This is a genomic window from Fuchsiella alkaliacetigena, assembly GCF_023227765.1.
Taxonomy (GTDB): Bacteria; Bacillota; Halanaerobiia; order Halobacteroidales; family Acetohalobiaceae; genus Fuchsiella; species Fuchsiella alkaliacetigena.
The window spans coordinates 1-11,880 of sequence record NZ_JALKBZ010000032.1 but is presented as its reverse complement, the minus strand read 5'-3'; the positions used below and the strand labels follow the sequence as shown (position 1 = coordinate 11,880).

Genomic DNA, 11,880 nt, shown 5'->3' with positions numbered 1-11,880 from the left:
TAGTTTAAACTAAGGAGACTGTTAAATTTATGCTCAAAAACTACTTAAAAGTTATTATTTTACTGTTACTTATTTTAATGCTTACTGCTTGTGGAGGTGAAGAGTTAACAGGGACCTCTGTAAGTTTTGAGGAACTGGCCCGGGAAGTAGATGAACAGGAGTATGATATTGCTGAGGAAATAAAAAAGTTGGATGGAGAAGTGGTGGAGATGGAGGGTTATATGTCTACTTTAACCCCTTTAGATGTAGATTATTTTTATTTAACCGCTAACCCGGGAGTAGCATGTCCTTTTTGTGAAGGAGAAGAGGTTAATTACTTTACTGTAGTTCAAGTTTACTTTCCCTCAGAACAGGGCTTTCGTTTTTCTAGAGATTTACAGCGAGTAGTAGGTAGGCTGGAGGTAGGAGAGAAAGTAGATCAGTATGGAGCTAAGAGCAAGTTTAGAATTAAAGCTGAGATAATGGAAACGGTAGAATAGTTAAAGATAAGACAGAAATAATAAAAACATATTAGATTTGCTAATTTAGTAATTGAGTAGCTAAGGGGGAAGACAAATGATTAGTAAGCGGTTGATAGCTATTGCTTTGTTATTTAGTTTATGTCTTTTGTTTTTAACTTCAAAAGCTTCATATTCCGCAGGAACTTCTGCCTTTGTAGCAGAGTGGGAAAGCGAGGTTAAGAAGAATCAGGATTTATTAAAAGAGGCGACTGATAACTTAAAGTTAAAGTTTTACTTAGGTGTTGCTTATGGTAATTTAGGCGATATTAAAGCTGGTCAAGAAAAGTTTGATTCATTTAAGAATATTACTTTGGATGAATGGAGCAGTTTAACGCTTACCGCTTACAACAATTTAAATGGGGGAGAGTTTGAGCAGCTCAAAAATTTAAATCATTTAGCCTTTTTATACTACTTAGATGAAAGATATTCTCGCTCAGCAGAGTATTTTAAGCGGGCTATTGAGTTGGATGCTGATAATGCTAACCTATATAACTATAAAGCTTTGGCTTATGGAGAAATGGGAGAATATGAGCAAGCTCGAGAGATACTGAGTAAAGTAGAAAATAGAAATGATTATACTACTTTATTATTAGCTATTAGCTACTATAAAACTGGAAGTCGGTTTAGGGCAGTTTATTACTACAGCCGAGTTGGTGATGAAGCTAAAGCAGTGTTAGATTAAAATTTTTAATTTCAAGCAGGAAAAATATAGTCTAAGCATAATAATATAGATAAAGAGTAAAATCTCTACTACTTAGATTCTATTTAAAACAAGGATTGAAACGGTAGAGTAGCTGCTTAAAGTAACATTTTAAAATCCATTAAAATAAGGGTTGAGATTAAGCAGTTTGGAGGACTGGATTAATTCTAGCCCTCTTTAAATTAGGAGGTGCTTTTATGAAAAAGTTGGTTAGTTTTCTTTATAAATTAGCTAGAACTGCTAACGATATTGAGACTTTATCTAGCGGTGATTCGAAGCGAGTAGCTAAAAGGGCTAAGAATAAGGTTATTGGTCGTAAACTGATTAATAAGTTAATGAAGTAAAGGAGGAAAATTTATGGAGAGTATTATTGAAGAAAGGAAGATTGGAGAGAAACTGACTATTGGGGTTCAGACTGAAGGTGAGGAGATTGGTTTATTAGTGGCTTCAGAGGATGTATCAGCTAGTTGTGCTTTTTTAGCTGATGAATGGGAGGCTTTCGTAGAAGCTGTTAATGAGGCTGACCAAGCTATTAAAGAAGAAAAGAAGGGTTAATACTATTGCTTTAGATAAGTAAAGCGGCCAGCTTGAGAATAGCTGGTCTTATCTTTTTAATTTTGAAGGTGGGTGGCGTGGTGATGGGTAACTTAATAGTTAAGATTTGTCTTGGAAATAATATAAAAAATTCTTTATGACTGGGGAGGTAGTAGATAAATGTTTAAGAATTCAGTTACTATAATGAAGATCTCGGGGATTCCGATTAGATTACATATCAGCTTTTTATTGATTTTACCTTTTTTTGCAGTTACTATCGGCAATAATATTGGAGCTATTGCTGAGGTGGCTGGCGTTGCTACTGCTAGTCTATCTTTAAATCCTTATTGGTTGGGTTTAATACTGGCTATTTTACTTTTTGTTAGCGTGGCCTTACATGAGTTGGCTCATTCTTTTGTAGCTCGTAGTAGAGGAATTGAGATTAGAGATATTACGTTAATGCTTTTGGGTGGGGTGGCTCAGATGGAAGATGAGTTTGAAGAGCCTCAAGATGAAGTTTGGATGGCTTTTGCGGGCCCGCTGTTCAGCCTAGTATTAGGATTTTTATTATTATTTTTGGTAGGGTTCTTAGCTGGGTTTTTAATTGCCGATCTAGAGTTGATAATGTATTATTTGGGTTTTATGAATATATTTTTGGCCTTATTTAATCTCTTACCAGCCTTTCCATCCGATGGAGGTAGGATTTTAAGATCTTTAATTGCTAGAAAAACATCTTATCTGCGTGCTACTAAGATTGCTACCGATATCGGTAAGTTTTTTGCTTTTCTGTTTGGATTTTATGGATTAATGGCGGGACGAATTTTGATAATTTTAATTGCTTTCTTTATTTATATTGGGGCTTCACAGGAGTATCAATTAAATGTAATTAAGGATACTTTTTTGGACTTTACAGTGGCTGATTTAATGAGCAGTAAAGTTTCTACAGTGCCAGCAGAGATGAAGGTGCAGGAGTTGATGGAGAAGATGTTACAGGAAAGGCACTTTGGATATCCTGTGGTAGATGAAGGGGGAAGCTTAATGGGTTGTGTAACTTTAGAGGATATTGAGGCTGTGCCTAAAGAGGAACAGCAAGAGAGAGAAGTGGAGGAGATTATGACCTGTGAGGTTATTGTAGTGGAGCCTGAAGAGGCGCTTTATGAGGCTTTTAAGAAGCTATCTCAGGCCGATATCGGTCGATTGATGGTAATGGATGAGGGAGAGTTAAAGGGAATTTTGACTAGGTCGGATATTATGAAGGCTTATCGACTGAAGACGTTAAAAGAGAAAAAGATTAGCTAAAGGAGGAATCAAGATTGAAGGATTATTTAATTAGGGTGATGACTACTAATAAAGAGATTAGGGCCCTAGCCGTTAATTCAACTCAGGTTGTTAGTAATGCTCAACAAGCACATGCTACTACTCCAGTGGCGACGGCAGCTTTGGGCAGAGCTTTAAGTGCTGCCTTATTGATGGGTTCTATGGTTAAAACTGGGCATGAAACAGGATTGAAGATTATTGGAGACGGGCCCTTGCAAAAGATAATTGCTGAAGCCAACCATTACGGAGAAGTGAGAGGTTATGTTGCCAATCCAGAAGTAGACTTTATAACCAATCAAGCTGGGAAGTTGGATGTAGCTAGAGCTATCGGAGAAGGAGAGCTCTTTGTTTATAAAAATATGGGCTTAAAAGAAGAATATGAAAGCAGTGTTCCGTTGGTTTCTGGTGAGATTGGAGAAGATATCACCTATTATTTTAGTAAGTCTGAACAGACACCTGCCGCAGTTGCTTTAGGAGTTTTGGTAGATACTGATTGTTCTGTAAAAGCTGCGGGAGGATTTATTATTCAACTATTGCCGGAGGCCAGTGAAGAAACGATAGAACAGTTAGAGAAAAACTTAGCCGAGATAAAATCTGTAAGCAAACTAATAGACCAAGGTTTAAGTCCAGAAGAGCTTTTGGAGAAGGTGTTAACTGGTTTTAAATTCAGAGTTTTGGCTGAGCGAGAAGTTGCCTACCAGTGCAAGTGTGATCGAGAGCGTACTAAAAGCTTGTTAGTTAGTTTAGGCCAGCAAGAAATAGAGGAGATAGTAGCCCAGGAAGGTCAGGTGGAGATTCGCTGTCATTTTTGTGGAGAAGTATATAGCTTTGAAGAAGCAGAGGTGGAGGAGTTATTTACTAAGGTTAAGAGTATGAATCAACTTGATTAAAACATAAATAATCTTATTGCTTTAGTAAGGTACAGATTTCTAGTTAGAAATTTGTACCTTTTATGTTGTTAAATAATAAAAGGGGTTTAGCTATAATTGCTTTAAATTAATCTATAGCAAACTATATAAAGGGAGGGGTTAATTTGAATAGAAATAAGTTAATTAAAAAATATTTTCTAATTGCTTTATTGCTAGGGTTATTATTTTTAACGGCCTGTCAGGATAGTGCAGTTGATACAGTTTCATATCAAAGGGATATATCTCGGACAGAACAAATAGAGGCTCCTGTTGGTAGAGGAGATTTCACTAAAGATAGTATTACTGCTCAAACTTTAGAAAATGTTGAGCGTAAAATAATTCGTCGAGCCAGCTTAAGACTGGAGAGAAGAGATTGGGAAGATATTTCTCGGGAGATCAATACTTTGGTTGAAGCTTACGAAGGCTATATTTCCAATTCGCGACAGTGGCAGGATCATAACAATCGTAAGTTTTTGAACTATACTTTACAGATTCCTCAGGATAAGTTTTCGAGTGCTTTAGAGGACTTAAAGGAGCTAGGAGAGCTTAAGGATAAGCAAATTAATAGTCAGGATATTACTGAGGAGTATCTGGATTTGGAGATGCGTCTTGAAAACTTCAAACACCAGGAAAAAAGATATCAAGAACTTTTAGAAAAGGCGGAAAGTGTAGAAGATATCTTAAAAATTGAGAATGAACTAAATAGGGTTAGAAGAGAGATTGAGAGTATCGAAGGTAGAATGCGCTATTACGATACTAAGGTTGAACTATCAACTATTGACTTGCATATTTCACAGCCAGCAGCTATTGCTGGCCCTGGTTTAGGCTTTGCTGATAGTTTTAAGGAGGCAGTTAGTAATTTTATTAGTAGCATCAATAATATTATTATTTTTATAGGAGCTATAGTTCCTTGGTTTGGCTTGTTAAGCTTAGTTATATTTTTGCTTTATAAACTTATTAAGAGCAGAAAGAATTAGACTATAATCTGCTTTTTACTCACATCTCCTTAGCTTAATTAATAATATACATTAAAGTATAGAAATAAATTTTAATGGGGGATTTAGATGAGTAAAAATTTTGAGTTATTATTGGATGATTATGCCGGCAAAGTGAGTGAAGTTACTGCTGTAAAACAGTATTTTCATCATCATTTAGTTGTTGAAGAAGAAGATGTAGCTGAGCTATTAGAAGATGTTGCTATTGAGGAAATGAAGCATATGGATCAGTTAGGTAACTTTTTAGAAGAAGCAGGAGTTGATCCTCGTATTTGGGATGCTGAAGAGAGATATTGGAGTGGGGACTATGTTAATTATCAATACGATGTCTGTGATATTTTGCGGGCTGATATTGATGCGGAACTAGAAGCAATTTTACAGTATTATCAGCATATTGAAGCTATCTCTGATCCTCAAGTGGAAATGATGTTAAATAGGATTATTAAGGATGAACTGCGCCATATTGGTCTATTTATGCAAAAACTGAGTAAGTATTGTTCTGATTTTAACCAAAAGTCGTGGTTGAGATCAAAAATAGAAGAGCTACCTATAAGTATAACTGCTAAAAAGCAAGTGCTTAATGGTTTACAGTTAATATAAATTTTAAAGCGCTTTTTACCCAGCTGAAAAACTGAGGTACAAAGCGCTTTATTGTTATAGATAATGGTTTTTTACTTTGGATTAGCAGGTTCGATATTGATAGTTTTCCCTTTGATTTGATTATTTTTCATCACTTTCAATACTTCTTGGGCATACTCACGAGGAACCTCTACAAAAGTAAAGCCGTCATAAATATCGATCAGGCCGACTAAACTGCCCGAAATACTGGTTTCACCAGCAATAGCTCCTACAACATCTCCGGGAGTTACTTTTTGTTTTTTACCAATGTTTATAAATAGCTTAACCATACCTGGTTCTGCTCCGGTATCACCAAAGCTATCTACTTCTGCTTCTTTTTCTTTCTCTTGTTCTTCCAGCATTAATTTTAATAAGGCAGCTGCTATATCGAAGGAAACATAATCATCTTCAATTAATTTTTCTATTAATTGAGTTTCTAGGGTTAGATTATCATTTTCTAAGGTTTCGGTTACTCTATCTAATAACAGCTCCATTTTAATCTCTTTTACATCGTTAGCTGAAGGAATGCGTCTTCTTTCAATATTAGTTTTAGTATATTTTTCAATACTCTTCAGTTGATAAATTTCTCTGCCAACTACAAAGGTAAAGGCTAGACCGGTTTTTCCTATGCGGCCAGTTCTACCAATACGATGTACATAATACTCTTGATCTTGAGGTATATCATAGTTGAATACGATTTCGATATCATCAACATCTATTCCTCTAGCAGCTACATCCGTAGCTACTAAAATTTCTATAGTTCCATTTTTGAACTTATTCATAACTCGGTCCCGCTGTGGTTGTTTTAAGCCACCGTGCAGACCGTCTACAAAGTAGCCACGGGCCTGAAGCTTAATTGCCAACTCATCAACCTGTTTTCTAGTATTACAGAATACTAAGGCTAATTCAGGATTATAGATATCGATTAATCTAGATAGCACTTCTAATTTATTCCCCTTTTTTACTTCAAAGTAGGCCTGTTCAATATTAGGTACTGTTAATTTTTTACGTACTACCTTGACTATTTCAGGATTGTTTTGATACTTCTTTCGTAACTTTAAAATTGCCCTAGGCATTGTAGCTGAGAAGAAGATAGTCTGCCTTTCCCCTTCAATCCCTTTTAAAACTGTTTCAATATCATCTCTAAAGCCCATATTTAACATTTCATCTGCTTCATCTAAGATGATACTCTTTAGATTAGCAATTTTCAGAGTACCTCTGCGCATATGATCCATAATCCGGCCTGGAGTTCCAATTACAATCTGAACTCCTTTTTTTAAGGCTTTAATCTGACGCTTAATCGATTGTCCACCATAGATTGGTAAGGCTTTAATTTTTCTTTTATATTTAGATAATCTTTTGATTTCTTCGGATACCTGAATAGCCAATTCTCTAGTAGGACATAGAATTAAACTTTGAACTTCTTTACTATCTTCTTCGACCATTTCTAAAGTTGGAATTCCAAAAGCGGCTGTTTTTCCGGTTCCAGTTTGGGCCTGGCCTATTACATCTTTGCCCTCTAGTATATGCGGAATTGCTTGGGCCTGAATGGGAGTTGCTTCTTCAAAACCCATATCTTCGATTGCCTTGTTAATTTCTGTTGATAATCCTAATTCTTTAAAACTGTTTTTTTCCATTTAATTTTCACTTCTCCTTAGATATTAGTTATTATCAGTTAATCTGTACTAAATAATTTTTACTATATCAAGATAAATTATTTAATTTCGATAAATACCAAAGAAAAAAGTTGCCTCAAGGCAACTTTAATTATGAGCTAAATAATTTTAAGTATCTAAATCACAACGCAGCTAACCAGTATTTATTTTAAACAGATTGTCCCGACTCAAGTGATTATATCAGATAAACTAACAAAAAACAAATTTAATAGCAAATATTACTCTTGATTTATCCAATTAAAGCCAACTATTCGCCAATTATTTTAACAAGTACTCGTTTTCTGCGCTGTCCATCAAACTCTCCATAAAAGATTTGTTCCCAGGGCCCGAAGTCCAGTTCTCCTTCAGTGATTGCTATTGTTACTTCTCGGCCCATAATCTGTCGTTTTAGATGAGCGGCGGCATTATCTTCGACTCCTCGATTATGTAAGTATTGAGAGGTAGGTTCATGAGGTGCTAATTCTTCTAACCACTCTTTAAAGTCCTGGTGGAGCCCACTTTCAGCATCATTGATAAAAACGCTAGCACTAATATGCATTGCATTAACTAAGCATAATCCTTCCTGAACTCCACTTTGCTCTACTATTTTTTGTACTTGTTGAGTTATGTTGACCAGTTCCTCTCTTTCCTTAGTTTCAAACCATAAATATTCACGAAACGATTTCATTAGTTTTACCTCCTGATAAGTTTTGAGATAGTTAAATTATAACATACTACTTTTATTTTTTTAACAGGTAGAGTTACTTTTTCTAGGTATCTTTGCTTAACTTTAATTAAAAACTAAACTTAAGGAGGCAGTTAAAGATATTAAAGAAGCTGCTGATAGAAAATTAGCTCAAAAATTGAATGATGAGGACTAGTAAGATATTCTTTTATTATATTTAAGACCTTCTCTTTTTTTGGAATCTTTGATATACTGGCTCTAGGGCATCTTGAGTATCCTTTACCAGCTCTTAAATACTAATATGCTTAAGAAGATTATTTTGAGGATATTCAAAGATGTCCTATTTTTTAATAAAGTATTTCTATATTTTCAAATAAAAAGAAAAAGAGGAAGGTTATAAAATGATTAACAGCTTTGAAAATATTGTTTTATTTACTCAAGGGGTAATGTTATTATTAGCTATAGTTTTAAATGAAATTTTTTTAGGAATAGATATAATTGCTTCATTTTTTGTTGTTGCAGATTGGTATATATATGCTTTGATAGGAATAACTTTAGGTTTTATACTTTGGTTATTACTTTTGTTAGGAATTAATTTTTTAGGTTCTTTAAAAAAATTAGATAAAATGTTTTCATCGTTACCATTAACTAAAAGGAACTTTTGGATAGTTGCTGTTATTCCTCCTATTATTGAAGAAATCTTTTTTCGAGGAATTTTAGTATCGCTAATAGGAGTTTGGGGAAGTAGCATTCTTTTTGCTCTGGGACACGGAGGATTTTTGGAAGATCTTTTTAGCTATACTTTAATAAGTTTTTTATTAGGATTAATTCTTGCTTATTTTTATATGCTTTCGGGTTCTTTATGGGGACCAATTGCTTTACATATGACTATTAACTTATTGAGCAGCTTAAGACTTTTATATAAAAACTAATATTTTTGATAAACTTTGAGGATAATATTTTCAATTTATATAAAGATTAAGGAGGATTTAATATTCTTGTCTAGAAATAAGGGTTTACATAGTGGTTTTAATATTTTTAAAAGATTAGTTTCATAAACTGCAATACCATTTAATGATTTTGCTAATAAATAAAGGGAGGAGGTATTTATGTTAAAAATGAATAAAAGAAAAGCAGTTTTGAGTTTGTTAATTGTTTTCCTGCTTATATCATCTTTTAGCTTATCCGTTAGAGCTGCTGAAAGCACTAAAATTGTTTATGTAAATATTGAGAGTGTCTTTGAAGCTCACCCTGCTACACAAGAAGCTAGAGAGAAACTTCAATTAGAAGTGCAGAAAATGCGAGAAGAGCTTGGTGATTTAGATCCTGGAGAATCTCAAATGATGCAGCAACAGTTTGAACAAGAACTTCAAGAGTTACAAAACCAGTTAATGGAAGAGGCTTTTGCTGAATTAAGAGCTGATATTCAACAGATTGCAGATGAAAAAGGTTATGATTATATAGTAGGCGATAATATGCTCTTAGCTGGTGGGGAAGATGTTACCGAAGAGATTTTAGCAGAACTTCAATAAAAGTTGTTAAATAAAGCTGCTGGTATATAATATGCCAGCAGCTTTATTTGATTTTTATATAGAAGAGTAGCTTGATAAAAAAATGTCTAATTTAGATTTTACTTGTAAATTTATTAATATTTAAAGGGAAACTCAACAGCTGTGTTGAATTTAATTATTAGTCCTTCAGTTGGTATTTTCAGTTGAGCTTTAGACTTTTAATGGATTTTAAACCTGAAATTTTTTCAGGAGAAAGGGGCAAGATTAAAATGGTAATAAAGTTTTTAACTGAACCTTTTGTTAGCAGCATGGGGGTTGATTTAGGAACTGCTAATACAATAGTATGCGTGAAAGGAGAGGGACTGTTAATTAAAGAACCTTCAGTAGTAGCGGTTAGGAAAGAAACTGGTGAAGTTTTGAAGGTTGGTAAAGAAGCTAGAAAGATGTTAGGTAGAACTCCAGATAGTATTATGGCTGTTCAACCTATGGAGGATGGAGTTATTCATGATTTTGAAATTGCTGAAAAAATGTTAAGCTATTTTATTAATAAGGCTCATCAAAAGAAAAAGGTTGTTAAACCTCGAATTGTTGTTTGTGTTCCTTCAGAAATGACAGATGTAGAGAGACGTTCGGTAATAGATGCTACTTTAAGAGCTGGAGCCAGGGAGGCTTACTTAATTGAAGAAGCTATGGCAGCAGCTATTGGAGTTGGTTTACCTATTCAAGAAGCAGTAGGAAGTATGGTAGTTGATATTGGTGGAGGAACTACTGAGATAGCTGTTATTTCTCTAGGAGGTATAGTTACTAAACGTTCGGTTAAAATAGCTGGTAATAAGATGGACGAAGCTATTGTTAACTACATAAAAGATGAATATAATTTAGTAGTTGGTAATAGAACTGCTGAAGAAATAAAGATAAATTTGGGCTCAATTTGTAAAAGCAATAATGATGGAGTAGTAGATATTCGAGGGCGTGATTTAGTTGAAGGCTTGCCTAAGTCCATCGAAATTGATGCTGCCGAAATAAAAGAGGTATTAATGGAGCCAATTCAAGGAATTATTAAAGCTGTTAAACTTACCTTAGACCAGACACCTCCGGAATTATTATCGGATATATTGGAGAGGGGAATAGTAATGGTTGGTGGAGGTGCATTATTGACTTGTTTGGATGAACTGTTATCAGCAGAGATTGATGCTCCAGTCTATGTAGCCGAGGATCCTCTTAACTGTGTTGCTAATGGAACCTGTAAGGTTTTAGAAGAATTAGATGATTTAAAGGATATATTAGTAACTTCTTAGTAAGTTTTAACTTTAGATAAAGAGGTGAGTAAATTAAATGAGACGCTTCTTTTTCTTATTATTGTTTTGGGTTTTATTGAGCAGTGTTGTTTTGGTAAATGATGGTTTAGCTGAAACAGCTATGAGTGTCGAGCTCAGTGATGGAAACGGCATTGTTAGAGTAATGGATGATATTTATATCTCAGAGCAAGAAAGTATTAATGGCGATCTAGTGGCTATATTAGGTGATATCGAGGTTAATGGTACAGTTAATGGTGATGTAGTAGCTATATTAGGAGATGTAAGTGTCAATAACTCAATTCGAGGAGACTTAGTTTCTATACTAGGTCAGGTTAATCAAGGAGAAAATGCTGAGATTAAAGGGACAATTACTCAGGTGAGTGGTTTTAATAAAGAACTATTGCGAAGTACTAATTTTACTTTACCTGTTGATGTTTTTTTTAGCTGGGGCTTTAAAATCTCAAGATTAATTATGCTTTATGGATTAACAGTTTTGCTTTTTATAATAATCCCTAAGCATGAACGGAGAATGATGTATGCCTTAGAGGAGAGTCCCGGCAAAAAATTAGGATTGGGTTTGCTAAGTGTTATTTTATTTCCGTTGCTTATTTTAGTATTTTTATTATCTTTAATAGGTATTCCTTTAATTCCTTTTTTGATATTAGCTTTTATTGTTACTAGGTTTATAGGTTATGTAGCTATTGTTTTATGGGTTGGGGATAGAATTGAGAAGGTAGGGAGTATAGGTTTAAATATTTTTGTTAAGTTGCTGCTAGGCGTTATAGCTCTTTGGATCTTAGAAGCCATTCCAGTAATAGGAGGTATAGCTTATTTAGTTATTACCTTTTTGGCATTAGGAGTAGTATTGGATACGAAGTTCGGGACTAACAAACCTTGGTTTAATAAGCAGGAAATTACTAATGAAGAAGATATTGATGATGAGGATGAATAGCATATAATTGCTTAGTAGCTCTCGTTCTTGTTATGAGAACGAGATTTTTTAATTAGGTAATTTTTTACCCGAGTTCGACACTTACTAGGTAAACAGACCCCACGCAAACACTTATTATAGCAGTGTTTAAGAAGGATTAGAGTACTTTTAAGCATGTTACTAGGTTTTTTCTTTAATATTTGGAAACCTCGAAGGCCTCTCAACCCC

At 34.3% G+C, this 11,880-nt stretch carries 14 protein-coding genes; 12 read left to right on the top strand and 2 right to left on the bottom strand.

The features are described 5' to 3' along the window. The first annotated feature begins 29 nt into the window (after positions 1-29). The 8 genes from MWH30_RS09570 to MWH30_RS09535 all read left to right on the top strand — a co-directional run bounded on the left by MWH30_RS09570 (position 30) and on the right by MWH30_RS09535 (position 5,554). Positions 30-479, top strand: coding sequence for a hypothetical protein (locus tag MWH30_RS09570; protein ID WP_248663856.1), 450 nt, complete (start codon positions 30-32; stop codon positions 477-479). A gap of 76 nt (positions 480-555) precedes the next feature. Continuing rightward, positions 556-1,182 carry a tetratricopeptide repeat protein gene (locus tag MWH30_RS09565; protein WP_248663855.1) on the top strand — a complete coding sequence of 209 codons (627 nt, stop codon included), beginning with the start codon at positions 556-558 and terminating at the stop codon, positions 1,180-1,182. 215 nt (positions 1,183-1,397) lie between these two features. Continuing rightward, positions 1,398-1,544 (top strand): hypothetical protein, encoded by a 147-nt coding sequence (locus tag MWH30_RS09560; protein ID WP_248663854.1) that lies wholly within the window; start codon positions 1,398-1,400, stop codon positions 1,542-1,544. A gap of 13 nt (positions 1,545-1,557) precedes the next feature. After that, positions 1,558-1,755, top strand: coding sequence for a hypothetical protein (locus MWH30_RS09555; protein WP_248663853.1), 198 nt, complete (start codon positions 1,558-1,560; stop codon positions 1,753-1,755). 159 nt (positions 1,756-1,914) lie between these two features. After that, positions 1,915-3,033, top strand: coding sequence for a M50 family metallopeptidase (locus tag MWH30_RS09550; RefSeq protein ID WP_248663852.1), 1,119 nt, complete (start codon positions 1,915-1,917; stop codon positions 3,031-3,033). A 14-nt stretch (positions 3,034-3,047) separates the two neighbouring features. Continuing rightward, a complete protein-coding gene (hslO, locus tag MWH30_RS09545; protein ID WP_248663851.1) occupies positions 3,048-3,941 on the top strand; it encodes an Hsp33 family molecular chaperone HslO in 894 nt (297 codons plus the stop codon). Between the two features lie 143 nt (positions 3,942-4,084). Then, positions 4,085-4,936 carry a DUF4349 domain-containing protein gene (locus MWH30_RS09540; RefSeq protein ID WP_248663850.1) on the top strand — a complete coding sequence of 284 codons (852 nt, stop codon included), beginning with the start codon at positions 4,085-4,087 and terminating at the stop codon, positions 4,934-4,936. 87 nt (positions 4,937-5,023) lie between these two features. Beyond that, the gene (locus tag MWH30_RS09535; RefSeq protein ID WP_248663849.1) at positions 5,024-5,554 is read left to right on the top strand and encodes a ferritin-like domain-containing protein; all 531 of its coding nucleotides are present in this window, start codon (positions 5,024-5,026) and stop codon (positions 5,552-5,554) included. A gap of 71 nt (positions 5,555-5,625) precedes the next feature. On the opposite strand, the gene MWH30_RS09530 is transcribed toward MWH30_RS09535, so the two are convergent. Continuing rightward, complete coding sequence (locus MWH30_RS09530) at positions 5,626-7,209, bottom strand: DEAD/DEAH box helicase (protein ID WP_248663848.1); 1,584 nt, start codon at positions 7,207-7,209, stop codon at positions 5,626-5,628. A gap of 286 nt (positions 7,210-7,495) precedes the next feature. After that, a complete protein-coding gene (locus MWH30_RS09525) occupies positions 7,496-7,915 on the bottom strand; it encodes a secondary thiamine-phosphate synthase enzyme YjbQ (RefSeq protein ID WP_248663847.1) in 420 nt (139 codons plus the stop codon). Positions 7,916-8,313: 398 nt separating this feature from the next. Between MWH30_RS09525 and MWH30_RS09520 the strand changes: the two genes are divergently transcribed. The 4 genes from MWH30_RS09520 (at position 8,314) to MWH30_RS09505 (ending at position 11,673) form a co-directional block, all read left to right on the top strand. Then, positions 8,314-8,844, top strand: coding sequence for a CPBP family intramembrane glutamic endopeptidase (locus MWH30_RS09520; protein ID WP_248663846.1), 531 nt, complete (start codon positions 8,314-8,316; stop codon positions 8,842-8,844). A gap of 177 nt (positions 8,845-9,021) precedes the next feature. Further along, positions 9,022-9,444: an OmpH family outer membrane protein gene (locus MWH30_RS09515; protein ID WP_248663845.1), complete on the top strand. Its 423-nt coding sequence runs from the start codon at positions 9,022-9,024 to the stop codon at positions 9,442-9,444. A gap of 248 nt (positions 9,445-9,692) precedes the next feature. Continuing rightward, complete coding sequence (locus tag MWH30_RS09510) at positions 9,693-10,721, top strand: rod shape-determining protein (RefSeq protein ID WP_248663844.1); 1,029 nt, start codon at positions 9,693-9,695, stop codon at positions 10,719-10,721. 37 nt (positions 10,722-10,758) lie between these two features. Further along, positions 10,759-11,673 carry a DUF8173 domain-containing protein gene (locus tag MWH30_RS09505; RefSeq protein ID WP_248663843.1) on the top strand — a complete coding sequence of 305 codons (915 nt, stop codon included), beginning with the start codon at positions 10,759-10,761 and terminating at the stop codon, positions 11,671-11,673. Positions 11,674-11,880 lie beyond the last annotated feature (207 nt).